Genomic DNA, 24,072 nt, shown 5'->3' with positions numbered 1-24,072 from the left:
CCGACCCCAAAGACCCCGATCGGTCCTGCGGCTGCCCGCTGCTCGGCGTTCCCGGGCCGGTGGACCGCTACCGGCCCTCGGCCGCCCAGCAACGGTTCCTCGCGACGCGGGATCGCACCTGCCGGCACCCCGGCTGCACCGTGCCCGCCGGCTGGGCCGATCTGGACCACGTCATCCCGCACGCCGACCGCGGGGCCACGGCCTGCGAGAACCTGTGCTGCCTGTGCCGTCGCCACCACCGGCTCAAGACCTTCGCCCCCGGCTGGCAGCACACCCTCAGCGACGACGGCGTGCTCACCGTCATCACTCCGTCCGGGGTCACCCGCACCAGCCGACCACCCGGCTACCGCGTCCTCAGCGCACCACCGCAACCGCCACCACCGCCCGAACCGGAGGAGCCACCCCCGTTCTGATCCCGTGCCGGGGCACTCGTCCGATCCGGTGACGTCCCGCGCACCCCTGCGCCGCTCGTGGTCCCCGGCGCGGGACACTGTGCGCATGACGACGACCAGCCCACCGCAGACCGGAGACCTCTCGCTCCCGGCGCGACCGGGCTGGCCGGACGCCACCGGGCACTTCGGGGTCTTCGGCGGCCGGTTCGTCCCCGAGGCGCTGATCGCCGCCCTCGACGAGCTGACCGAGGCCTACGAGGCGATGCGGGTCGACCCGGCGTTCCTCAGCGAGTTCGCCCGCCTGCAGCGTGACTACACCGGCCGGCCGAGCCCGGTCACCGAGGTGCCGAAGTTCGCGGCGCACGCGGGCGGCGCGCGGGTCCTGCTCAAGCGCGAGGACCTCAACCACACCGGCTCGCACAAGATCAACAACGTGCTGGGCCAGGCCCTGCTCACCCGGCGGATCGGCAAGACCCGTGTCATCGCGGAGACCGGCGCCGGCCAGCACGGCGTCGCCACCGCCACCGCGGCGGCGCTGATGGGGCTGTCCTGCACCGTCTACATGGGCGAGGAGGACACCCGACGCCAGGCGCTGAACGTCGCCCGCATGCGGCTGCTCGGCGCCGAGGTCGTCCCGGTCACCACCGGCTCGCGCACCCTCAAGGACGCGATCAACGAGGCCTTCCGCGACTGGGTCACCAACGTCGAGACCACCAACTACGTCTTCGGCACCGTCGCGGGGCCGCATCCGTTCCCGGCGATGGTCCGCGACTTCCAGCGGGTGATCGGCGACGAGGCCCGTGCCCAGGTGCTCGAGCGCGAGGGGCGCCTGCCCGACGCCGTCCTGGCCTGCGTCGGCGGGGGGTCCAACGCCATCGGCATCTTCACCGCCTTCGTCCCCGACGACGGGGTGCGGCTGATCGGCCTGGAGGCCGGCGGCGACGGCGTCGACACCGACCGCCACGCGGCCACGATCACCGGGGGCTCGCCCGGCGTCCTGCACGGCGCCCGGTCCTTCCTGCTGCAGGACGAGAACGGCCAGACCGTGGAGTCGCACTCGATCAGCGCGGGGCTGGACTACCCGGGCGTCGGCCCGGAGCACTCCTACCTGCACGACATCGGGCGGGCGGAGTACCGGCCGGTCACCGACGCCGAGGCGATGGAGGCCTTCGCGCTGCTCTGCCGGACCGAGGGCATCATCCCGGCGATCGAGTCGGCGCACGCCCTCGCGGGGGCGCTCGCGCTGGGGCGCGAGCTGGGTCCGGACTCGCTGCTGCTGGTCAACCTCTCCGGCCGCGGCGACAAGGACGTGGAGACCGCGTCCCGGTGGTTCGGGCTGGGCGACCGGGACGACGCCGCCCCGGGCCCGGGCCTGGACACCGATCAGCAGCCCACCGAGGGTGGGGTCACCAACGACGAGGCCGTGGCCGGCCCGGACGCAGGGGAGATGGCGTGAGCAGGCTGGCCGAGCGGCTCGGCGCGGCGAGGACCGAGGGCCGGGCGGCGCTGATCGCCTACCTGCCGGTCGGCTATCCGGACGTCGAGGGGTCGATCGTCGCCATGGTGGCGGCCGTCGAGGCGGGGGCGGACGTGATCGAGGTCGGTGTCCCGTACAGCGACCCCGGCATGGACGGACCCGTCATCCAGCAGGCGGTGGACGTCGCCGTGCGGGCCGGGGTGGGCATGCGCGACGTCCTGCGGGCCGTCGAGGCGGTGGCCGCGGCCGGCGCCGTCCCGGTGGTGATGAGCTACTGGAACCCGATCGAGCGCTACGGCGTCGAGCGGTTCGCGACCGATCTGGCCGCGGCCGGGGGAGCGGGGGCCATCACCCCCGACCTCATCCCCGACGAGGCCGGTGCGTGGATCGCCGCCGCCGAGCGGTCCGACCTCGACCGGGTGTTCCTCGTCGCCCCGTCGTCGACCGACGCCCGGTTGCGGTCCACCACCGCCGCCTGCCGCGGGTTCGTGTACGCGGCCTCGACCATGGGGGTCACCGGCACCCGTGCCACCGTCGGCGACGCCGCCGAGCGGCTCGTGGCCCGCACCCGGGAGGCCGCGCCCGACCTCGCCGTCTGCGTCGGCCTCGGCGTCTCGGACGGCGACCAGGCCGCGGAGGTGGCCGCGTTCGCCGACGGGGTCATCGTCGGCTCCGCGTACGTGCGGGAGCTGCTCGAGGGGCGGGGGACCGAGGGCGTCCGCGTGCTGACCCGGGACCTGGCCGACGGCGTCCGCCGGGCGGAGGTGCGCGCGTGAGCGTCCTCGCGGCCATCCCCAGCCCTACCCAGGCCGTCTGGCACCTCGGTCCGCTGCCGATCCGCGCCTACGCGCTGTGCATCATCGCCGGGATCGTCGCCGCCATCGTGCTGACCCAGCGGCGCTGGGTCGCCCGGGGCGGGCACGCCGACGACGTGCTGGACATCGCCATCTGGGCCGTCCCCTTCGGCATCGCCGGCGGCCGGCTCTACCACGTGGTCTCCAGCCCCCGCCCGTACTTCGGCGAGGGTGGCGACCCGCTGCGCGCCTTCGCCATCTGGGACGGCGGCCTCGGCATCTGGGGCGCGATCGCGCTCGGCGGGGTGGGGGCGTGGATCGCCTGCCGGCGGCGCGGCATCCCGCTGCCCGCGTTCGCCGACGCCCTGGCGCCCGGGCTGCTCGTCGCCCAGGCGATCGGCCGGCTGGGCAACTGGTTCAACAACGAGCTCTACGGCGGCCCGACCGACCTCCCCTGGGCGCTGACCATCTACGAGTGGAGCGGGGGCCAGGCGGTCACCGGCGCGGATGGTGAGCCTGTCGTCCTCGGGACGTTCCACCCGACGTTCCTCTACGAGATGCTGTGGAACCTCGCGGCCGCGGCGCTGGTCATCTGGGCCGATCGCCGCTTCCGGCTCGGCCACGGCCGCGCGTTCGCGCTCTACGTGGCGTCCTACTGCGCCGGGCGGCTGTGGATCGAGTTGCTGCGCACCGACCCCGCGGAGACCTTCTTCGGAGTCCGGGTCAACGTCTTCACCTCGATCGTCGTCGGCCTGCTCGCCGTCGCCTACTTCGTCTGGCAGCGCGGGCGCCCCCGGGAGGTCGTCGACCGCGGTCCCCGCCCGTCCTCCGGGCCGGCGGCCGAGGCGTCCGGCGAGTCGTCCGGGGCCTCGGCGGCCGGGGCGCGTGACGACGATCACCGACCGCCGGCCACGGGCTGACGGCGGCACCGCCGGTCCGGTGCGACGACCCGCGGCCGGTGGGCGTGTGCACCGTCACGGATCGGCTTCGGACGTGTCAGGACGGTGTTACGGCTGTGTACTCTTCCGGCTGACCCGCCAGCGATCCTGGTCGGGTCGTAGTGTCGGACCGGGCCAGCGCTGCCCCGCGGACGACGGCCTGCCGGCACCAACCGGTGGGCTCGCGCGCCGCTGCCGGTCGGGGCCACCTGTGTCCGGCCGGTCCCCGCGCCTCCGCACGTGCCGCCCCTGACCGCCGCCCTTGACCCCCGGCCCGGGCCCCCGCCCCCCGTCCACCCCTCGCTCCGAGGGACGACGGTGCGCCGACGACGGGAGTGACATGACCGACCTTCCCGCCACCGCCACCGCGGCAGCCCCCGCCAGCGCTGTGCCGTTCTCCGCCGTGCCCGCCCCCAGCGGGCTCTACGACCCGGCCAACGACAAGGACGCCTGCGGTGTCGCCTTCGTGGCCGACGCCCGTGGCCGCCGGAGCCGCCGGATCGTCGCCGCCGGTCTCACCGCGCTGCACAACCTCGACCACCGCGGCGCCGCCGGCGCCGAGCCGAACTCGGGTGACGGGGCCGGCATCCTCACCCAGATCCCCGACGCGCTGCTGCGCGCCAGCGTGGGCTTCGACCTGCCGCCGCTCGGCGAGTACTCGGTCGGCATCGCGTTCCTGCCGACCGACGAGGCCGAGCGCGCCGCCCGGTACGACGACGTGGCCCGCCTCGCCGAGGAGGAGGGGCTCACCGTCCTCGGCTGGCGCGACGTCCCGGTCGAGCCCGAGGGCGCGGACCTCGGCCCCACGGCGCGGGCGGTGATGCCGCACTTCGCCCAGGTCTTCGTCGCCGAGACCATGGGCGGCCGGGCCGACGAGAAGGCCTTCGGCGGGAACGTCGTCTGCAACGGGGTCACCCGGCTGGAGCGGCGCTCCTTCGTGCTGCGCAAGCGTGCCGAGCGGGCCGCCGTCGACGCGGGCAGCTCGCTGTACATCGCCTCGCTGTCGTCGCGCACGATCACCTACAAGGGCATGCTCACCACCGACCAGCTGCCGCTGTTCTTCACCGACCTGCGCGACGAGCGCTACGAGTCGGCGATCGCGCTGGTGCACAGCCGGTTCTCCACCAACACCTTCCCGAGCTGGCCACTGGCCCACCCGTTCCGCTTCATCGCGCACAACGGCGAGATCAACACGATCAAGGGCAACCGCAACCGGATGCGCGCCCGCGAGGCCAAGCTGGAGACCGAGCTGTTCGACGGCCCGGCCGGCCCGGCCAGCGAGCTCGGCCTGGACCGGATCTTCCCGGTCACCGCCAGCGACTTCAGCGACTCGGCGACCTTCGACGAGGTCCTCGAGCTGCTGCACCTGTCCGGCCGCTCGCTGCCGCACGCGGTGCTGATGATGATCCCCGAGGCGTGGGAGAACCACGCCGAGATGGACGCCGCCCGCCGGGCCTTCTACCGCTTCCACTCCTCGATCATGGAGCCGTGGGACGGCCCCGCCGCCGTCTGCTTCACCGACGGCACGCTGATCGGCGCGGTGCTCGACCGCAACGGCCTGCGCCCGGGCCGCTGGTGGCACACCAAGGACGACCTGGTGGTCATGGCCAGCGAGGTCGGCGTGCTCGACATCCCGGCCGCCGACGTCGTGGCCAAGGGCCGGCTGCAGCCGGGCCGCATGTTCCTCGTCGACACCGCCTCGGGGCGGATCGTCTCCGACGAGGAGGTCAAGGGCGCCCTGGCCGCGGAGCACCCCTACGACGACTGGCTGCACGCCGGCCTGGTGCACCTGCCGCAGCTGCCCGAGCGCCGTCGCTCCCGGCCCAGCCACGAGTCGGTCGTGCGCCGTCAGCTCCTCTTCGGCTACACCGAGGAGGACCTGCGCATGCTGGTCACGCCGATGGCGGCCAGCGGCGCCGAGCCGATCGGCTCGATGGGGACCGACACCCCCATCGCCGCGCTGTCGGACCGCTCCCGGCTGCTCTACGACTACTTCGGTCAGCTGTTCGCGCAGGTGACCAACCCGCCGCTGGACGCCATCCGTGAGGAGCTGGTGACCAGCCTGAGCCGCACCTTCGGCCCGGAGCAGAACCTGCTCGCCGCCACCCCGGCGTCCTGCCGGCAGGTCTACCTGCCCTTCCCGGTCATCGACAACGACGAGCTGGCCAAGATCCTGCACATCGACGACGACGGCGACCTGCCCGGGTACGCCGCCGTCCGGATCACCGGTCACTTCGACGTCAACGGCGGCGGCACGGCGCTGGCCGAGGCGATCGAGCAGCTGCGCACCAAGGTCTCCAAGGCCATCTCCGCCGGCGCCCGGATCATCGTGCTCTCCGACCGGGACTGCGACGAGCAGCGCGCTCCCATCCCGTCGCTGCTGATGACCGCCGCGGTGCACCACCACCTGGTGCGGGAGAAGACCCGCATGGAGGTGGGCCTCGTCGTCGAGTCCGGCGACTGCCGCGAGGTGCACCACGTCGCGCTGCTGCTGGGCTACGGCGCCGCAGCGGTCAACCCCTACCTGGCCTTCGAGTCGATCGAGGACCTCATCCGCGACGGCGTCCTCACCGGCGTCGAGCCCGCCCAGGCGGTGCGCAACGTGGTGAAGGCGCTGGGCAAGGGCGTCCTGAAGGTCATGAGCAAGATGGGCATCAGCACCGTCGGCTCGTACACGATGGCGCAGATCTTCGAGGCCGTCGGCCTCTCCCAGGAGCTCGTCGACGAGTACTTCACCGGCACCTCCTGCCCCCTGGGCGGCGTCGGCATCGACGTGCTGGCCGAGGAGGTGGCCATGCGCCACCGCCGCGCCTACCCGGAGAACCCCACCGAGACCGCGCACCGTCGCCTCGAGGTCGGCGGCGAGTACCAGTGGCGCCGCGAGGGCGAGGTGCACCTGTTCAACCCCGAGACGGTGTTCCTCCTGCAGCACGCCACGCGCTCCCGGCAGTACGACGTCTTCGAGAAGTACACGCAGACCGTCGACAAGATGTCCGAGGAAGCCGCCACGCTGCGCGGCCTGTTCACGCTGAAGACCGGCGTGCGTCCGCCCGTGCCGCTCGACGAGGTGGAGCCGGTCAGCGAGATCGTGAAGCGCTTCAACACCGGCGCGATGAGCTACGGCTCGATCTCGCAGGAGGCGCACGAGACCCTCGCCATCGCCATGAACCGCCTCGGCGGTCGCTCGAACACCGGCGAGGGCGGTGAGGACCCCGACCGGTTCACCCCCGACCCGAACGGCGACCTGCGCCGCTCGGCGATCAAGCAGGTGGCCTCCGGCCGGTTCGGCGTCACCAGCGAGTACCTGGTCAACGCCGACGACATCCAGATCAAGATGGCGCAGGGCGCCAAGCCCGGCGAGGGCGGGCAGCTGCCCGGCGGCAAGGTCTACCCGTGGGTCGCCCGGACCCGGCACTCGACGCCGGGCGTCGGCCTGATCAGCCCGCCGCCGCACCACGACATCTACTCGATCGAGGACCTCAAGCAGCTCATCCACGACCTGAAGAACGCCAACGACCAGGCGCGGGTGCACGTCAAGCTCGTCGCCGAGGTCGGCGTCGGCACGGTCGCGGCGGGTGTCAGCAAGGCGCACGCCGACGTCGTCCTGATCTCCGGGTTCGACGGCGGCACCGGTGCCGCGCCGCTCACCTCGCTGAAGCACGCGGGCTCGCCGTGGGAGCTCGGTCTGGCGGAGACCCAGCAGACCCTGCTGGCCAACGGGCTGCGCGACCGCATCGTGGTGCAGGTCGACGGCCAGATGAAGACCGGTCGCGACGTGATCGTCGCGGCGCTGCTGGGGGCCGAGGAGTTCGGCTTCGCGACCGCGCCGCTGGTGGTCTCCGGCTGCGTCATGATGCGGGTCTGCCACCTCGACACCTGCCCGGTCGGCGTCGCCACCCAGAACCCGGAGTTGCGCAAGCGGTTCACCGGGCGGCCGGAGTTCGTGGTCACCTTCTTCGAGTTCCTCGCCGAGCAGGTGCGCTCCTACCTGGCCGAGCTGGGCTTCCGGTCCATCGACGAGGCCGTCGGCCACGCCGAGCTGCTGGACACCCGCCAGGCCGTCGACCACTGGAAGGCGCAGGGCCTCGACCTCGCACCGGTGCTCGTGGTGCCCGAGCTGCCCGAGGGCACGCCGCGGCGGGCCGTGCGCGGCCAGGACCACGGCCTGGACGTGGCGCTGGACCAGACGCTCATCCAGCTGTGCGAGGGGGCGCTGCTCGACGCGCGACCGGTGAGCCTGGAGCTGCCGGTGCGCAACGTCAACCGCACCGTGGGCACGATGCTGGGGTCGATGGTCACCCGCCGCTTCGGCGGCGAGGGGCTGCCCGACGGCACGATCGACCTCACCTTCGGCGGATCGGCCGGGCAGTCGTTCGGCGCGTTCGTACCGCGCGGCATCACCATGCGGCTGTTCGGTGACGCCAACGACTACGTCGGCAAGGGGCTGTCCGGCGGCCGGATCATCGTGCGGCCGTCCCGCGAGGCGTCGTTCGCGGCCGAGGACAACGTCATCGCCGGCAACGTCATCGGCTACGGCGCCACGGGCGGGGAGATCTTCCTCCGGGGCCGGGTCGGCGAGCGGTTCTGCGTGCGCAACTCCGGCGCGCTGGCCGTCGTCGAGGGCGTGGGCGACCACGCCCTCGAGTACATGACCGGGGGGCGCGCGGTGATCCTCGGGCCGACCGGCCGCAACATCGCCGCCGGCATGTCCGGGGGCATCGCGTACGTGCTGGACCTCGCCCGGCACCGGGTGAACCCCGAGATGGTGGACGTCGAGCCGCTGGACGGCGAGTCGGCGCAGTGGCTGCGCGACGTGCTCGTGCGCTACGCGGCCGACACCGAGTCGACCGTGGCGACCGCGCTGCTGGCCGACTGGGGCCGCTGGTCGGAGCAGTTCAGCGTGATCATGCCGCGCGACTACCGGCGGGCACTGGAGGCCCGACGGGCCGCGGAGGCCGCCGGTACGGACGTGGACCGAGCAGTGATGGAGGCGGCACGTGGCTGACCAGACCGGTTTCCTGAAGTACGAGCGCGACCTCCCGCCGCGCCGCCCCGTCGAGGTCCGCCTCCTGGACTGGAAGGACGTCTACACCCGGCGCCAGAACGGGGAGGACCCGTTGTTCCCGACGGCGGAGGTGCGCAAGCAGGCCGCCCGCTGCATGGACTGCGGCATCCCGTTCTGCCACCACGCCTGCCCGGTGGCGAACCTGATCCCGGAGTGGAACGACCTCGCCCGCCGCGACGACTGGCACGACGCGATCGAGCGGCTGCACGCGACGAACAACTTCCCGGAGTTCACCGGGAAGCTCTGCCCGGCGCCGTGCGAGGGCTCCTGCGTGCTGAACCTGCAGGAGTCGCCGGTCACCATCAAGCAGATCGAGTGGGAGATCATCGACCGCGCCTGGGACGAGGGCTGGGTGCAGCCGCAGACCTCGGTCGAGCGCACCGGCAAGAAGGTCGCCGTCGTCGGGTCCGGCCCCGCCGGGCTGGCCGCCGGCCAGCAGCTCACCCGGGCCGGCCACGACGTGACCGTCTACGAGCGGGCCGACCGCATCGGCGGGCTGATCCGCTACGGCATCCCCGAGTTCAAGATGGAGAAGTCCGTCCTGGACCGGCGGCTGGACCAGATGCGCGCCGAGGGCACCCGGTTCGTCACCGGCGTCGAGGTGGGCGGTAGCGGCGAGGGTGACCTGTCGGTCGAGCAGCTGCGCGGCGACTTCGACGCCGTGGTGCTCGCCGGCGGCGCGACCATCGGCCGCGACCTCCCGGCTCCCGGCCGTGAGCTGGCCGGCATCCACCTGGCCATGGAGTACCTGCCCTACGGCAACCGCCAGGCTCTCGGCGAGCTCGACGACCCGCCGATCAACGCCCACGGCAAGCACGTCGTGATCATCGGTGGCGGTGACACCGGTGCCGACTGCCTCGGCACCGCCCACCGCCAGGGCGCGGCCTCGGTCACGCAGCTGGAGATCATGCCGGCGCCGCCGGACCGTCGCGACCAGGCCAGCAACCCGTGGCCGACCTACCCGATGATCATGCGCGTCTCCAGCGCGCACGAGGAGGGCGGCGAGCGGCTGTACTCGGTCAACACCGAGCGGTTCCTCGGCGACGAGAACGGCAACGTCCGCGCGCTGCTCCTCCACGAGGTCGAGCGCGTCGACGGCCGGTTCCAGAAGATCGAGGGGACCGAGCGAGAGCTCCCCGCCGACCTGGTGTTCCTCGCCATGGGCTTCACCGGGGCGCAGCGCGAGGGCCTCGTCGACACCCTCGGCGTCGAGGTCGACGGCCGGGGCAACGTCTCCCGTGACGGGGAGTTCATGTCCACCGTGCCCGGCGTCTTCGTGGCCGGCGACATGGGCCGGGGCCAGTCGCTCATCGTCTGGGCGATCGCGGAGGGCCGCGCCGCTGCTGCCGCCGTCGACACCTGGCTGACCGGGGAGTCCATGTTGCCCCGGCCGGTCACCCCGACGGCGGTCGCGCTGCGGTAGCAGCACCCGCTCCAGCCCCGGGCCCGGTTCCTACCGGTCGGTATCACCGACACGCGGGAACCGGGCCCGGGTCGCTCCGCCACCGAGTTCGTCGTGGCACTAGCGTTATCCCCATGTCCCGCCGCGCGAAGATCGTCTGCACCCTCGGTCCGGCCACCAGCTCCGCCGAGCAGGTCACCGCCCTCGTCGAGTCGGGGATGGACGTCGCCCGCCTCAACTTCAGCCACGGTTCCCACGAGGACCACGCGACCGCCTACCACCTGGTGCGGCAGGCCTCCGACAGCACCGGCCACGCCGTGGCCATCCTGGCGGACCTCCAGGGGCCCAAGATCCGGCTGGGCACCTTCGCCGACGGTCCGGTCACCTGGGCGACCGGCAGCGAGGTCTGCATCACCGTCGAGGACGTCGAGGGCACCGCGGAGCGGGTCTCGACCACCTACAAGGACCTCGCCAACGACGTCCGGGTGGGGGACCGGCTCCTGGTCGACGACGGCAACCTCTCCCTCAGCGTCGTCCGCGTCGAGGGCCCCGACGTCTTCTGCCTCGTCGTCGAGGGCGGCAAGGTGTCGAACAACAAGGGGCTCTCGCTGCCCGGGGTGGCGGTGAGCGTGCCGGCCCTGTCGGACAAGGACGAGCGCGACCTGCGGTTCGCCCTGCACCTCGGCGTCGACTTCATCGCGCTGTCCTTCGTGCGCTCGCCCGCGGACGTGGCGCTGGTCCGCGACATCATGCGCCAGGAGGACATCTCCGTCCCGGTCATCGCCAAGCTGGAGAAGCCCGAGGCGGTGCGCAACCTCGATGCCATCGTCGAGGCGTTCGACGGCATCATGGTCGCTCGCGGGGACCTGGGCGTGGAGCTCGCCCTCGAGCAGGTGCCGCTGGTGCAGAAGCGGGCCATCCAGGCGGCCCGCGAGCGCAACAAGCCGGTCATCGTGGCGACCCAGATGCTCGAGTCGATGATCACCAACTCGCGGCCGACCCGCGCGGAGGCCTCCGACGTCGCCAACGCCGTGCTCGACGGCGCCGACGCGGTGATGCTCTCGGGGGAGACCTCCGTCGGGGCGTACCCGATCGGCGCGGTCCGGACGATGGACCGGATCATCGAGGCGGTCGAGAGCGACCACCTGTGGGTGCCCGAGGTGGCACGGCGGTCGCGGTCCCGCTCCGGCGCGATCGTCCGGGCGGCGCGGGACATCGGGGAGTCCCTGGACGTCAAGGCGCTGGCCACCTTCACGCAGACGGGGGAGACCGCCCGGCGGCTCGCGGCGCTGCACCCCAGGCAGCCGCTGCTCGCGTTCACCGTCGACGCGAGGGTGCGCAGCCAGCTCGCCCTGTCGTGGGGCGTGGAGACCTTCCTGGTGCCCATGGTGGAGCACACCGACGACATGGTGGCGCAGGTGGACTTCTCGCTGCTGTCCATCGGCCGGCTGAAGGTGGGCGACCGGGTGGTCGTGGTGGCGGGCAGCCCGCCCAACACGGTCGGGTCCACGAACCTCATCCGCGTGCACGAGGTGGGGACGGACTCGTGACCGGGGGGCCGCAGGACACCCAGGCGGCGGCGCTGCTGTCGGTGCTCGACCTCGCCGAGCGCGAGCCCGACGTGTTCGTCGGCAAGACGCCGAGCAGTGAGCGGCAGCGGATCTTCGGCGGGCAGGTGGCCGGCCAGGCGCTCGTGGCCGCGGGCCGCACCGTGCCCGGCGAGCGGGGCGTGCACTCGCTGCACTCCTACTTCCTCCGGCCCGGCGACCCGTCGGAGGAGATCCGCTACTCCGTCGACCGGATCCGCGACGGGCGCTCGTTCTCCACCCGGCGGGTCATCGCCTGCCAGCGGCGCGGGGGCGAGGACGTGGCGATCTTCGCCCTCACCGCCGACTTCCACGCGGGGGAGCCCGCCGTGGCGGAGCACTCCCTGCCCATGCCGGAGGCGCCCGGCCCCGACGAGATGATGGGCACCGACGAGGTCGTGGCCCGGCACGGCGAGCGGGCCGCGTTCATGGCGGCGATGGGGCGGGTCGTCGAGCAGCGCTTCCAGCAGGACCCGTTCGCCGCGCCGCCCAAGTCGCCGCCGCACACGCAGTCGTGGACCTGGTTCCGCGTCGCCGGCGAGCTGGGGGACGACCCGGTGGTGCAGGCGGCGGCGCTGACGTTCGTCAGCGACCTGACCCTGCTCTCGGCGGGGTTCGCCCGGCTGGGCGGGGGGTGGCCGGACTTCATCGGCGCCAGCCTCGACCACGCCGTGTGGTTCCACCAGCCGGTGCGTGCCGACGACTGGCTGCTCTACGAGACCGACAGCCCCGCGGCGTCGGCAGGGCGCGCGCTCTGCTTCGGGCAGATCTGGTCCGCCGACGGCCGGCACGTGGCCACCGTGGCGCAGGAGGGGCTCATCCGGTCCCTGGACCGGTGAGCCCCGGCCCCGCCGCTCAGGCGGGGCCCGCGCCCGCCGTGTCGCCGGTGCGCTCCCCGTCCGGCTGCGCAGCCGGCTGCTCGGCCCGTTCGCGCTCGGCGGCGCGTGCCGCGGCCTGCTCGGCGGCCTGGGTGGCGAAGTCGGCGGCCAGCCAGTCGTGGCCCTCGGTCAGCAGGGCCCACACCCGCTCGACGTGCGCCCGCGTCGTCGCCGGCGAGCCGATCGCGACGCGCAGGACCACCTCCCGACGCACGGTGGTGTGGGTCAGGAAGACCTCGCCGCCGTCGTTGAGGCGGTCGAGCAGCGTCATCGTCGCGACGTCGGCGTCGACACCGGCCGGCCAGCGGGGCTGGAGGCAGACCAGGGACAGCGGGTGCGGTGCGACGACGTCGAACCGGTCGTCGGCCGCGGCCCAGCCGGCCAGCTCCTGGGCCAGCGCCACGTGCCCACGGACGTGGGCGCGCAGCCCTTCCGCGCCGTACCAGCGGAGGACGAACCAGAGCTTGAGCGCGCGGAAGCGCCGGCCGAGCTCGATCTGCCAGTCGCGGTAGTCGACGACGGCGCCGGCGTCGGTGGCGGCGTTGCGCAGGTAGTCGGGGAGGATCGCCAGGGCGCCGGTGAGGGCCGCCCGGTCGGCGACCCAGAAGAGCGTCGCGTCGAAGCCGGTGAGCAGCCACTTGTGGGCGTCGGTGGTGTAGCTGTCGGCCCACTCGACGCCGGCCTGCAGCTCGCGCAGCTCGGGGGCGACCGCGCTCACGCCGGCGTACGCGGCGTCGACGTGCAGCCAGACGCCGTGCTGCTGGCAGATGGGACCGATGGCGGCCAGCGGGTCGACCGCGGTGGTCGACGTCGTGCCGATGGTCGCGCAGACCAGCACGGGCCGGTACCCGCGGGCGACGTCCCGCTCGAGCCGGGCGGCGAGCGCCCCCGGGTTCATCGCGAGGTCGCCGTCGACCTCCACGATCCGGACCGCATCGCTGCCCAGGCCGGCGATGCGCACGGCCTTCTCCATCGACGAGTGCGTCTCGGCGGACACGTAGACGGTGGCGCGGTCGGGCTGCACCCCGCCGCGGACGGTGGCCCCGCCGGAGGCGCGGTGGAGGGCGGCCAGCAGCGCGACGAGGTTCGCCCCGGAGCTGGAGTCCTGGACGACGCCCCCGCCGCTGCCCGTGGAGAGGAAGGACTCCGGCAGGCCCAGCAGGCCGGCGAACCAGTCCATGACGTGCTGTTCCAGCTCGGTCGCCGCCGGGCTGGTCACCCAGGACATGCCCTGCACGCCCAGGCCCGCCGAGACCAGGTCGCCGAGCACCGACGGGCCGGAGGTGTTGGCCGGGAAGTAGCCGAAGAACCCCGGGTGCTGCCAGTGCGTGATGCCCGGCATGACCACGCGGTCCAGATCGGCCAGCACCGCGGAGAACGGTTCACCCGACTCCGGGGGATCCGCGGGCAGCGCCGTGCGGACGTCGCCGGGGGAGACCTGCGAGCGCACCGGGAAGGAGGCGATGCGCGTCCAGTAGTCGGCGATCCAGTCGACCACCTCGTGGCCGTGCTGCCGGAACTGCTCGGGCGTCATGTGCGGCGCGGGCTCGGTCACGGTGCCACCGTATTGCGTCGCTCAGCGCGACCGGGGAGGGCACCCGGGCGCGGTACCGGGGCCGTCCGGCCCGCTGCCGGCGACGAGCCGGTCGCCGAGGTCGGAGCGGCGGTAGAGCACCGAGCGCCCGTGCCGGGCGGAGAGGAGCAGGCCGGCGGCGCGCAGCGCGCGCAGGTGCTGGTTGACCGCGGGGGTGGTGACCCCCAGGCGCACCGCGAGCTCGGTGGACGACGACGGGGTGGCCAGCTCGGTGAGCAGCCCGGCGCGGACAGCTCCGACCAGGCCCGCGAGCGCCGCCGGGGAGGTCAGCCGCCGGCTCTCCCACAGCGTGCCCACCCCGCGGGCGGCGTACATGACCAGCGGCGGTTCCTCGGGCGAGATGGGGGCGGAGGCGGTGCGCCCGAACAGCGTGGGCACGAGCGTCAGCCCCTCCCCGCTGGTCGACCGGGTGTAGCTGATCGCCGCTTTCAGGCGCACCGAGACGACGCCGTCGGCGAAGCTCACCGTCTCGCCGAGGTGGGCGAACGTGTGCGCCATCCCGCGCTGGGCCAGTTCCCGTCCGCGGTGGACGACGTCGGCCTCGAGCACCGCGCGCATCCGCGGCCACGCGTCCTCGGCGAACGATCGCTCCCAGTACCCGAGCAGCGCGTCGACGATCCGGGCGCGCACCGCCTGCGGCCTCCCGCGCAGCGCCGGCGGCAGGGGGTCGTGCAGCACGCGGAGGTCGCGGACGACGACCGCGGGGTCGGTGTCCGCCACTGCGCGGAGCTCCTCCTCGATCCGGGTCAGCGGGGAGTGCGGCCGCGGGGTGAGGAAGTCCGGCGTCCACAGCTCCTCGTTGGTCAGGGCCAGCAGCAGGTCCCCGTCGAGGTCCGGGCGTGCGGCCTCGACGCGGTGCAGCCAGGGCAGGTGCAGCGGGTAGCGGCCGGGGTCGCGCCAGGCCCGCAGGGAGAAGACCAGCTCGTTGAGCGGTGAGATGGCGAAGCGGACGTCCGCCAGGTCCATCCCGGCCAGCTCGTAGCGGATCATGAAGTACAACGCTACATCGATCGGTCTTCCCGTCTCCGGCTGGCAGAACTGCCCCGTGCCCTCCGCGATCGCGGCGGCGCCGGCGAGATGGTCGGCGGCCGCCTCCTCCACCCTGCGCCCGTCCGACCCGCTGGCCCGGGCGCTGAACTGGTCCACCATGGCCGGGTCGCTCAGCAGCGGGTTGTTCTACAGCGTCAGCGCGCTCTTCTTCACCCGGGTCATCGGCCTGGCGCCCACCACGGTGGGGCTGGGGCTCGTCGTCGCCGGAGCCGTCGGCGTGGCCGGCAGCTTCGGTGCCGGCTACCTCGCCGACCGCGTCGGCGCGGAACGCGTCCTGCTGGCGGCGACCGCCGCCCAGGGTGTCGCGCTGCTGGCGTACGGCATCGCGACGAGCGCGGTCGCGTTCGTCCTCACCGCCTGCTGTGCGGTCGGGTTCCGCGAGGTCCAGGGCACCGCCCGCTCCGCACTGCTGGCCAGGTGCTTCCCCGGCGCGGACCGCGTCGGCGTGCGGGCGCGGCTGCGGGTGGTGACCAACGTCTTCATCGGCCTGGGCACCTGCCTGGCCGCGGGTGCGCTGCTGCACGACACCGCGGGCGCCTACCGGGCCACGCTCGCCGCGGTCGGCGTCCTCGTGCTGCTCTCCTGCCTGCCGCTGCTCGGCCTCCCGGCGCTCGTACGGGGGCGCTGCGGCGACACCCCGGCCGTCACGCTCGCGCAGGCGCCGGGAGGTCGCTCGCCGCTGCGGGACGGGCGCTACCTGGCCGTCGCCGGCCTCAACGCGGTCCTCGCCATGCACTTCGGGTTGCAGACCGTCGGCGTCCCGCTCTGGGTGGCCGGCGGGACGGCCGCGCCCCCGGTGACCGTCTCGGTGCTCCTCGTGCTGAACACGGTGCTCGTCGCGCTCTTCCAGGTCCGGGCCGCGCGCGGCACCCACGACATCCCCACCGCAGGGCGCGCCGTGGCGCTGGCCGGGGCCATGCTGGCGGTGGCGTGCGCGCTGTACGCGGCGGCCGGCCTCGGCGGCGTCGTGGTGGCGGTCGGCGTGCTGGTGCTCGCGGCCCTCGCGCACACCGCCGGCGAGATGTGGGGTGAGGCCGGCAGCTGGGGGCTGGCCTTCGAGCTGGCCGACGAGCGCCGCGCCGGGGCGTACCAGGGGGTGAGCCAGACCGGCTACGCCCTCGGTGCGATGGCCGCGCCGCTGGTGGTCACCGCGACCGCCGTCGAGCACGGCGCGGCGGGGTGGGCGGTGCTCGGTGCGACCTTCCTCGTCGCCGGGCTGCTCACGCTCGCCATCGCACGCCGGGCGGCCGACCCGGTGGAACGGTGACCGCTCGGTGCCCCCGGTGCGACTCGAACGCACACTGCGCGGGTTTTGAATCCGCTCCCTCTGCCGATTGGGGTACGGGGGCGTGCCGGCCAGGTGCGACCGGCGCCCGAGAAGAGTAGCCGGGCGGTGGGCCGGCGCCCACGCCGATAGGCTGCCACCCCGTGAGCAGCGAGCCGATCCGGGTTCTGATCGCCGAGGACGAGGCGTTGATCCGTCTCGACCTCAAGGAGATGCTCGAGGAGGAGGGGTATCTGGTCGTCGCAGAGGTCGGTGACGGCCAGCAGGCCGTGGAACGCGCCGAGGAGCTCCGCCCCGACCTGGTCATCCTCGACATCCAGATGCCGGTGCTCGACGGGCTCTCCGCCGCCGAGCAGATCGCCTCGGCCCGCGTGGCGCCGGTCATCGTGCTCACCGCGTTCAGCCAGCGCGAGCTGGTGGAGCGGGCGCGCGACGCCGGGGCGATGGCGTACCTGGTCAAGCCGTTCTCCAAGAACGACCTCGTGCCGGCCATCGAGGTGGCGCGGGGCCGGTTCGCCGAGATGACCGCGCTCGACGGCGAGGTGAAGTCGCTCGAGGAGCGGCTGGAGACCCGCAAGGTCGTCGAGCGGGCGAAGGGCCGGCTGATGGCCGACCAGGGCATGACCGAGGCCGAGGCGTTCCGCTGGATCCAGCGCACCGCCATGAACCAGCGGACCAGCATGAAGGCCCTCGCGGAGTCGATCCTGACGGCCACCGCGACGCCCGACGACAGCACCGCCTGATCCCGGACGGCGTTCCGGCAGGTCTGTCGCGCCGCAGCGTCGCCTGGCGATCACCGACCGTGCCCGCGGTTCCACCATGCGGACACCGAGGTCACGACCTCATCACGGTCCCTCTCGGGCCGGGTGCAACCTTCCGGACGGCAGCTAGGTTCTGCGCACCGATCGGCGCCCGGTCGGCGGTCGTCGCGTACGCGCGCCGGCGCCGGGCGCACTGATGACACTGGGAGTCATTTGATGCGCACTGGCACTACTGCCCGCAGCATCGCCGTCACCGGTGCTGCCCTGCTCGCGCTGACCGCCTGCGGTGGCGGCGACGAGGACGGTGGCACGTCGGCCGAGGGCGGCGGCGACAGCGGCGAGAAGCAGGTCAACGTCTACGGCACCGACGGCAACATGGGCAACGCGCTCGGGGAGTCGTTCACCGAGGAGGGCGCGCTCGCCGGGATGAAGGGCACCACGCCCCTGACCGACCTGGGTGAGGACTTCACCAACCGGCTGCTCGAGGTCGACCCGAACCTGGTCGACTTCAACTACGCCGGGGAGACCTACGACGCGATCATGATCTCCGCGATCGCCGCGTCGCTGGCGGGCAGCACCGACCCCGCCGTGTTCGCCCCCTACATCAACGGCGTGACCTTCGGCGGGGAGACCTGCACGGACTTCGCCTCCTGCCAGGAGATCGTCAACGCCGGGGGCAACCCCGACTACGACGGTGTCTCCGGCCCGCTGGCCTTCGCCGCGCCCGGTGAGCCCTCCGTGGCCAGCTTCGGCATCCTGCAGTTCGGCGACGACAACACGATCGCCGCCGACGAGACCGAGTTCGTGCTCGCCGGCGACGAGGCGAACGCCGCGGAGGACGAGGGCCCTGCGCCGGCCCCGCCGGGCGCCACCTCCGACGACCCGCTCGTCATCGGCACCCTGCTCCCGCAGACCGGCGACCTGGCCTTCCTCGGCCCCCCGGAGATCGCCGCCGCCGAGCTGGCCGTCCAGGAGATCAACGGGGTCGGCGGCGTGCTCGGCCAGCCGGTGCAGCTCATCCAGCGTGACTCCGGTGACACCTCGACCGACATCGCGACCCAGTCGGTCGACGCCCTGCTGCAGCAGAACGTCGACGTGATCGTCGGTGCGGCCTCCTCGGCCGTCACCCGGACGGTCATCGACAAGGTCACCGGTGCCGGTGTCGTGCAGATCTCGCCGGCGAACACGTCCGACGAGTTCACCAACTACGACGACGGCGGGCTGTACTTCCGCACCGCCCCGCCGGACACGCTGCAGGCTCGCGCCCTGGCCGACGAGATCATCGCTGACGGTGTGAGCACCGTCGGGATCCTCGCCCGCAACGACTCCTACGGCACCGGGCTGGCGGAGAACACCGTCGACAACCTGGTGAGCAGCGGGCTGGCGGAGGACAGCATCGAGCTGGTCATCTACGACCCCACGGCGGCGAACTACGACGCCGAGGTGCAGCAGATGGTCGACCTCAACCCCGACGCCATCGTGGTCATCGGCTTCGACGAGTCCGCCCGGATCATCGAGGGGCTCAACGCGCAGGGCATCGGCCCGGCGCGCGGCTGAACCCGGCGAGCGGATCGCTGATCCGCTGACAGCCACCAGGGGCCCGGCACCGCATCGGTGCCGGGCCCCTGTGCGTCTGCCCGGTCGCAGTGCACACCGCTGCGCGCCGTCGCCGCAGCCGTGCGGTCGTCGCCGCGGTGGTAGACGCCTGGGGTCGCGACCACGGGCCCGGGGCCACCCGGCGGCGCACCGGTCAGGACGACGACGGCGCCGGCACCGGCTGCACGGATACCCGCTCCGGGCGTGCGTCGTCGCCGCAGCTGCACACGCCTGGGGTCGCGACCACGGGCCCGGGGCCACCCGCGGCGCACCGGTCAGGACGACGACGGCGCCGGCAGCCCGTGCGGGGTGCCGGCGCCGTGTGCGTGCCGAGCGGGGGTCAGTGCGCCTTGGCCAGCGTCCCGAGGTAGAGCTCGATGACCTTCGGGTCGTGCATCAGCGACTCGCCGGTCGCGGTGTAGGCGTTGCGGCCCTGGTCGAGCACGTAGCCGCGGTCGCAGATCTGCAGGCAGCGCCGGGCGTTCTGCTCGACCATGATGATCGAGACCCCGGTGGCGTTGATCCGGCGGCACCGGATGAACACCTCGTCCTGGTAGACGGGGGAGAGGCCGGCCGAGGGCTCGTCGAGCAGCAGCACCGACGGCTCCATCATCAGCGCCCGGCCCATGGCGACCATCTGCCGCTCGCCGCCGGAGAGCGAGCCCGCCTTGATCCGACGCCGCTCACCGAGCATGGGGAACAGCTCGGCGACGTAGTCGAACCGCTCCTTGAACACCTTGGGCCGCAGGTAGGCGCCCATCTGCATGTTCTCCTCGATGGTGAGCGAGGGGAACACGTTGTTGTTCTGCGGCACGTAACCCACACCGAGGGACACCAGCCGGTGCGCGGGCGCCGAGGTGATGTCCTCCCCGCGCAGCGTCACCGTGCCCGAGCGCACCGGGATCAGCCCGAAGAGGGTCTTGAGCAGCGTCGACTTCCCGGCCCCGTTGGGGCCGATGATGCCGACCAGCTCGCCCTCCTGCAGGTAGAAGTCGCACCCGTTGAGGATGTTCACCCCGGGGACGTAGCCGGCGACGAGCTCGTCGCCCCGCACCAGGGCGCCCTCGGCCAGCCGGGTGTGCTCGGGCCGGGTGGCGGCGAGCTCGGCGGGGGAGAGGCCGGCCGTGGGGCCGTCCTCTCCCGCGGCGACCGGCGCGCCGGTGCCCTGGTCGACCGGCCGGTCGAACTCGTACTCGGGGTTCGTGCTGGTGCGCGGGTCCCCGCCCGCGCCCGGATCGATCGTCATCGGTCGCCGCCCTTCCGGTGCGTGCCGTCGGAGCGGAGGGTGTCCCCGCCCCGGCCCTGCTGCCGGGCGATCGTGTCCTCGGCCTCGGCGAGCTGCGCGTCCTCCTCCTCGATGCTGAGGGGGGCGTCGTGGTGGGCGCCGAGGTAGGCGTCGACCACGGCCTGGTTCTGGCTGATCGACTCCGGCGGCCCCTCCGCGATCACGTTGCCCGCGGCCATCACCACGACCCAGTCGCTGATGTCGCGGACCACGTCCATGTCGTGCTCGACGAAGATGACCGTCATGCCCTGCTCGCGCAGGTCCTTGACGTGCCCGAGCAGGCTCTGGGTCAGGGCCGGGTTCACGCCGGCCATCGGCTCGTCGAGCATGACCACCTTCGGGTCGCTCATCAGCGCCCGGGCCATCTCGAGGAGCTTGCGCTGACCACCGGACAGGGTGCCGGCGAACTCGTCCTTCTTGGCGTCGAGCTTGAACCGTCGGAGCAGTTCCAGCGCCTTCTCGGTGTTGGCCCGCTCCTGCGCCCGCCACAGCCCGGGGACGAGCGCCGAGAAGAAGCCCTCGCCCTTCTGGCCCTGGGCGCCGAGCAGCATGTTCTGCAGCACGGTGAGCCGGGACAGCGCCTTGGTGAGCTGGAAGGTGCGCACGACACCGAGCCGGGCCACCTGGTGCGACGCCAGCTTGCCCAGCGGTCGCCCGTCGAAGGACCAGGTCCCGCCGTCGGGCTGGTCGAACCCGGTGAGCAGGTTGAACAGCGTGGTCTTCCCGGCCCCGTTCGGGCCGATCAGGCCGGTGATGCCGCCGCGCTGGATCTCCAGGTGGTCGACCGAGACGGCGGTCAGCCCGCCGAAGGTGCGGGTCACGCCGTCCACGACGATCGTCGGGTCCGGCTTGGCGACGCCGATCTCCCAGGGGACGTCGCGCAGCGCCTCGCGGGCCAGCATGCGGGCGCCGGACGCCGTGGCGCCGGACGCCGTGGCGCCGGTGGGGATGGGCTCAGCGGGCATCGAGCATCACCTCTCGTCGGTCGCCGAAGATCCCCTGCGGGCGGAACACCAGCAGCAGGATCAGCCCGAGACCGATGATGACGAAGCGGATCTGGGCGACGTCGGTCGTCGACAGCAGGCCCTCGGGGATGACACCGGTCTCGATCATGCTCCGGAGACCGGAGTCGGCGAACTGGATGATGAAGTACATCAGCATGGCGCCCACGACGGGCCCGAGCACGCGCGCGGCGCCGCCCAGGATGAGCGCCACGTAGGCGAGGAACGTGTTGGCGTTCTGGTACTGGTCCGGGGTCGCCGACCCGGTGCCGAGGGCGTAGACCATGCCCCCGAGGGCACCGAAGACGCCGCCGAGGACCAGCGCCTGCATCTTGTAGACGTACACGTTCTTGCCGAGCGCGCGGACGGCGTCCTCGTCCTCGCGGATCGACTTCACGACCCGGCCCCACGGGCTGCGGACCAGGCCCCACACCAGCAGGCAGCCGAGGGCGACCAGCGTCCAGCCCACCGCCGTCACCCACAGGTCCGCACCGCTCCAGAAGGTGCCGAGCAGGCGGTAGCGGCGGCTGGTGTCCCACGGGGCCAGCTCCACGAAGCCGCGGTTGAAGCCGGAGATGCCGCGGGAGCCGTTGGTGACCGGCGTCGCCGACACCGAGCGGAACAGCAGCCGCAGCCCCTCCGCCGTCGCGATGGTCGCGATGGCGAGGTAGTCCGCGCGCAGCCGCAGCGTGGGGAGGCCCAGCAGGAGCGCCAGGACCACCGCGGCGGCGAGCCCGATGGCGACCCCGACCCAGAAGTTCAGCCCCCACTGGCTGACCGAGACCGCGATCCCGTAGGCGCCGACCATGGCGAAGGCGATCTGGCCGAAGTTGAGCAGGCCGGCGTAGCCGAACTGCATGTTGATGCCGAGCGCCAGGAGGGCCAGGAAGACGGCCTGGAAGCCGATCCCTGCCTTGACCGCGATCGCCAGCGCGTCGATGAACTCACCCATTGCTCAACCCACCCGAACCCGGCTGCCGAGGATGCCCTGCGGTCGGACCATGAGGATCACGATCAGCAGCAGGAGCCCGCCGACGTACTTGACGTCGTTGGGGATGACCAGCGTGGACATCTGCACGAAGACGCCCACGACGATGCTCCCGACCAGCGCGCCGTAGGCGGTGCCGAGCCCGCCCAGGGTCACCCCGGCGAACATCAGGAGGAGCAGCCGGAAGCCCATGTCCCACTGGACCTCGTCGGACAGCCCGAGCAGTACGCCGCCCAGCGCGGCCAGCGCGCCGCCCATCATCCAGACGACCAGGATCACCCGGTTCACGTCGATGCCCGACGACGCCGCGAGATCGCGGTTGTCGGCCACCGCGCGCATCGCCTTGCCCATCGTGGTCCGCTGCAGCATCAGCGCGACCAGCAGGAGCACGACCAGCGCGATGACGATCGAGTAGAGGTCCTTGTCGGTCATGTTGAACGGGCCGTAGTCGACGGCGCGCTGCCCGCGGTAGTCGGCGTACGCCTGCGAGCTGCCCCCGAAGAAGATCTGGTAGGCGTAGCGCAGCAGCAGCGAGAGGCCGATCGAGATGACCAGGGCGGCCACCAGGCCGGTGCCCCGGCGGCGCAGCGGCCGCCACAGCAGGCGCTCGTTGAGCAGGCCCACGACGGCGCCGATCACCATCGCCAGCAACGCGGCCGGGATCAGCGGCACCCCGCCCTCGACGTTGATGAACCAGGCGGCGATGGCGCCGATGGTCACCAGCTCCCCGTGCGCGAAGTTGGTCAGGCCGGTCGTCCCGAAGATCAGCGACAGGCCGACCGCGGCCATGGCGATCAGCAGGCCGAAGCGCAGGCCGTCCACCAGCAGCTGGACCCACCGGACCGTGCCGCCGCCGGAGTTCCGGCTGCCGTCGTCGAGGCCGATGATGACGCCCTGGTTGCGACCGGGGTCGACGGTGACGGTCCGGCTGTTGCCCGAGTTGAACTCGACCCCCTCGGGGAGCGCGTCCTCGGGGACGGTGACCGTGTACTCGCCGGGGCCGGGCAGCTCGACGGCGAACCGGCCGTTCTCGTCGGTCTCGTCGGTGCCGACCTCGTCGCCGTCCGGCGTGGTGACGACGACCTCGACCCCCTCGATGGGGCCGCTGAGGCTGGTGCGCAGGGTGCCGGAGACCTGCTCGCTCGCGGTCTCCGCCGGGTCCTCCGCTGCGTGCGCGGCGCCCGGGGTCAGCGTGGCGAGGCCGGCGGTGAACAGCGCGACCAGCAGCAGGCGCAGGGCCGTGAGGCCGCCGCTCCCCGGTGTGCCGGCCGGCTTCCCAGACCACGCGCGTGCGGGCCTGCATCGTCGACCGTGCCGGCGGACACGGTCCGTCGGGTGCGTCACTCGACCTCCTCGGCGGATTCGTTGAGGCAGGAACCTAACGCAGTTGCGCGGTCAAGCCGCCACCGTGCGCCGAGCTGTGACCTTTCCGCGACACGCCGTGCTGCGGGCGTTGCGGACAGTCGCGAGATGTAGACCGGGCGGGGGACGCGGCCGATCCGGCGGGCTCAGCCCCGCGCGGCCATCGACATGCAGGTCAGCCGCGCGGTGGCGGTCCGACGGCCCTGGTCGTCGGTGATGTCGATCAGGAAGGTCGAGAGCGTCCGCCCACGGCGCACCGGCGTGCAGACGGCCGTCACCGTGCCGGCCGTCGCCGCGCGGAGATAGCTGACGTTGAGCTCGATGCCGACGACCTGCCGGTCCGGGCCGGCGCCGACGGCCGCGGCCATGGACCCGATCGTCTCGGCGAGCGTGCAGGTGGCCCCGCCGTGCAGCAGACCGAAGGGCTGCTCGTTGCCGGCGACCGGCATCGTGGCGACCAGCCGGTCGGGGTTCCAGTCGGTGATCCGCACGCCGAGCTTGTCGTCGAGAGGGCTGCTGATGCCGTCGGGCAGCCAGTCCGGGGGAGGGGTGGTCACGGCTGGCACCGTAGCCAGCGGTCGGCGCCCCGGTTCTGTCGGGAGCCGCCCCTAGGATCGT

The 24,072-nt window shown here is 73.0% G+C and carries 18 protein-coding genes and 1 tRNA gene; 11 read left to right on the top strand and 8 right to left on the bottom strand.

Translation table 11 applies throughout. From position 1 onward, the window contains the following. The 8 genes from ACI79Q_RS12970 to ACI79Q_RS12935 form a co-directional block, all read left to right on the top strand. The coding region (locus ACI79Q_RS12970) for an HNH endonuclease signature motif containing protein (RefSeq protein WP_456614809.1) at positions 1-413 on the top strand (413 nt) is incomplete at its 5' end. 85 nt (positions 414-498) lie between these two features. Further along, positions 499-1,848 carry a tryptophan synthase subunit beta gene (trpB, locus tag ACI79Q_RS12965; protein ID WP_456597693.1) on the top strand — a complete coding sequence of 450 codons (1,350 nt, stop codon included), beginning with the start codon at positions 499-501 and terminating at the stop codon, positions 1,846-1,848. Continuing rightward, a complete protein-coding gene (gene trpA, locus ACI79Q_RS12960; RefSeq protein ID WP_456614808.1) occupies positions 1,845-2,645 on the top strand; it encodes a tryptophan synthase subunit alpha in 801 nt (266 codons plus the stop codon). Before trpB ends, trpA begins: the two co-directional genes overlap by 4 nt. Beyond that, positions 2,642-3,583 (top strand): prolipoprotein diacylglyceryl transferase, encoded by a 942-nt coding sequence (gene lgt, locus ACI79Q_RS12955; protein ID WP_456588592.1) that lies wholly within the window; start codon positions 2,642-2,644, stop codon positions 3,581-3,583. The genes trpA and lgt overlap by 4 nt, the downstream gene beginning before the upstream one ends. Before the next feature lie 358 nt (positions 3,584-3,941). After that, positions 3,942-8,606: a glutamate synthase large subunit gene (gene gltB, locus ACI79Q_RS12950; protein ID WP_456613116.1), complete on the top strand. Its 4,665-nt coding sequence runs from the start codon at positions 3,942-3,944 to the stop codon at positions 8,604-8,606. Beyond that, positions 8,599-10,089, top strand: a complete 1,491-nt coding sequence (locus ACI79Q_RS12945) for a glutamate synthase subunit beta (protein WP_456613115.1) — start codon at positions 8,599-8,601, stop codon at positions 10,087-10,089. Before gltB ends, ACI79Q_RS12945 begins: the two co-directional genes overlap by 8 nt. 113 nt (positions 10,090-10,202) lie before the next feature. Next, complete coding sequence (pyk, locus tag ACI79Q_RS12940) at positions 10,203-11,618, top strand: pyruvate kinase (RefSeq protein WP_456588595.1); 1,416 nt, start codon at positions 10,203-10,205, stop codon at positions 11,616-11,618. Next, positions 11,615-12,493 carry an acyl-CoA thioesterase gene (locus ACI79Q_RS12935; protein ID WP_456588596.1) on the top strand — a complete coding sequence of 293 codons (879 nt, stop codon included), beginning with the start codon at positions 11,615-11,617 and terminating at the stop codon, positions 12,491-12,493. Before pyk ends, ACI79Q_RS12935 begins: the two co-directional genes overlap by 4 nt. 16 nt (positions 12,494-12,509) lie before the next feature. Here the strand turns inward: ACI79Q_RS12935 and ACI79Q_RS12930 are convergent, their stop codons facing one another. Both ACI79Q_RS12930 and ACI79Q_RS12925 read right to left on the bottom strand, forming a co-directional pair. Continuing rightward, entirely contained in the window at positions 12,510-14,087 is a 1,578-nt protein-coding gene (locus ACI79Q_RS12930; RefSeq protein WP_456613114.1) for a pyridoxal-dependent decarboxylase, read from the bottom strand. Positions 14,088-14,108: 21 nt separating this feature from the next. Next, complete coding sequence (locus tag ACI79Q_RS12925) at positions 14,109-15,116, bottom strand: DUF5937 family protein (RefSeq protein ID WP_456613113.1); 1,008 nt, start codon at positions 15,114-15,116, stop codon at positions 14,109-14,111. Between ACI79Q_RS12925 and ACI79Q_RS12920 the strand changes: the two genes are divergently transcribed. Then, the gene (locus ACI79Q_RS12920) at positions 15,115-16,443 is read left to right on the top strand and encodes an MFS transporter (RefSeq protein ID WP_456614807.1); all 1,329 of its coding nucleotides are present in this window, start codon (positions 15,115-15,117) and stop codon (positions 16,441-16,443) included. The two genes, ACI79Q_RS12925 and ACI79Q_RS12920, sit on opposite strands and share 2 nt — an antisense overlap. Positions 16,444-16,451: 8 nt before the next feature. Here the strand turns inward: ACI79Q_RS12920 and ACI79Q_RS12915 are convergent. Beyond that, a tRNA-Leu gene (locus ACI79Q_RS12915) sits at positions 16,452-16,525 on the bottom strand. 79 nt (positions 16,526-16,604) lie between these two features. Here ACI79Q_RS12915 and ACI79Q_RS12910 point away from each other — a divergent pair. Then, a complete protein-coding gene (locus tag ACI79Q_RS12910; protein WP_456597702.1) occupies positions 16,605-17,204 on the top strand; it encodes an ANTAR domain-containing response regulator in 600 nt (199 codons plus the stop codon). A gap of 234 nt (positions 17,205-17,438) precedes the next feature. Beyond that, positions 17,439-18,779, top strand: a complete 1,341-nt coding sequence (locus tag ACI79Q_RS12905) for an ABC transporter substrate-binding protein (RefSeq protein ID WP_456588601.1) — start codon at positions 17,439-17,441, stop codon at positions 18,777-18,779. 379 nt (positions 18,780-19,158) lie between these two features. On the opposite strand, the gene ACI79Q_RS12900 is transcribed toward ACI79Q_RS12905, so the two are convergent. From ACI79Q_RS12900 to ACI79Q_RS12880, 5 genes are all read right to left on the bottom strand, one after another. Beyond that, positions 19,159-20,064, bottom strand: coding sequence for an ABC transporter ATP-binding protein (locus ACI79Q_RS12900; RefSeq protein ID WP_456588602.1), 906 nt, complete (start codon positions 20,062-20,064; stop codon positions 19,159-19,161). After that, entirely contained in the window at positions 20,061-21,068 is a 1,008-nt protein-coding gene (locus ACI79Q_RS12895; RefSeq protein ID WP_456588603.1) for an ABC transporter ATP-binding protein, read from the bottom strand. The genes ACI79Q_RS12900 and ACI79Q_RS12895 overlap by 4 nt, the downstream gene beginning before the upstream one ends. Continuing rightward, positions 21,058-22,056 (bottom strand): branched-chain amino acid ABC transporter permease, encoded by a 999-nt coding sequence (locus ACI79Q_RS12890; RefSeq protein ID WP_456588604.1) that lies wholly within the window; start codon positions 22,054-22,056, stop codon positions 21,058-21,060. Before ACI79Q_RS12890 ends, ACI79Q_RS12895 begins: the two co-directional genes overlap by 11 nt. 3 nt (positions 22,057-22,059) lie before the next feature. Further along, positions 22,060-23,436: a branched-chain amino acid ABC transporter permease gene (locus ACI79Q_RS12885; protein WP_456588605.1), complete on the bottom strand. Its 1,377-nt coding sequence runs from the start codon at positions 23,434-23,436 to the stop codon at positions 22,060-22,062. Between the two features lie 164 nt (positions 23,437-23,600). Then, positions 23,601-24,011 (bottom strand): PaaI family thioesterase, encoded by a 411-nt coding sequence (locus tag ACI79Q_RS12880; RefSeq protein WP_456588606.1) that lies wholly within the window; start codon positions 24,009-24,011, stop codon positions 23,601-23,603. Positions 24,012-24,072: the final 61 nt, after the last annotated feature.

The sequence above is a fragment of the Blastococcus sp. SYSU DS0828 genome, from assembly GCF_054050975.1.
Note: the sequence above shows the minus strand (reverse complement) of the source record. Positions and strands in the feature narration are given on the sequence as shown.

Coding starts and splice junctions, on each gene's coding strand:
- pyk (WP_456588595.1), top strand. CDS start 10,203: ATGTCCCGCCGCGCGAAGATCGTCTGCACCCTCGGTCCGGCCACCAGC.
- ACI79Q_RS12900 (WP_456588602.1), bottom strand. CDS start 20,064: ATGACGATCGATCCGGGCGCGGGCGGGGACCCGCGCACCAGCACGAAC.
- ACI79Q_RS12925 (WP_456613113.1), bottom strand. CDS start 15,116: ATGATCCGCTACGAGCTGGCCGGGATGGACCTGGCGGACGTCCGCTTC.
- ACI79Q_RS12890 (WP_456588604.1), bottom strand. CDS start 22,056: ATGGGTGAGTTCATCGACGCGCTGGCGATCGCGGTCAAGGCAGGGATC.
- ACI79Q_RS12905 (WP_456588601.1), top strand. CDS start 17,439: ATGCGCACTGGCACTACTGCCCGCAGCATCGCCGTCACCGGTGCTGCC.
- gltB (WP_456613116.1), top strand. CDS start 3,942: ATGACCGACCTTCCCGCCACCGCCACCGCGGCAGCCCCCGCCAGCGCT.
- ACI79Q_RS12920 (WP_456614807.1), top strand. CDS start 15,115: ATGAAGTACAACGCTACATCGATCGGTCTTCCCGTCTCCGGCTGGCAG.
- trpB (WP_456597693.1), top strand. CDS start 499: ATGACGACGACCAGCCCACCGCAGACCGGAGACCTCTCGCTCCCGGCG.
- ACI79Q_RS12895 (WP_456588603.1), bottom strand. CDS start 21,068: ATGCCCGCTGAGCCCATCCCCACCGGCGCCACGGCGTCCGGCGCCACG.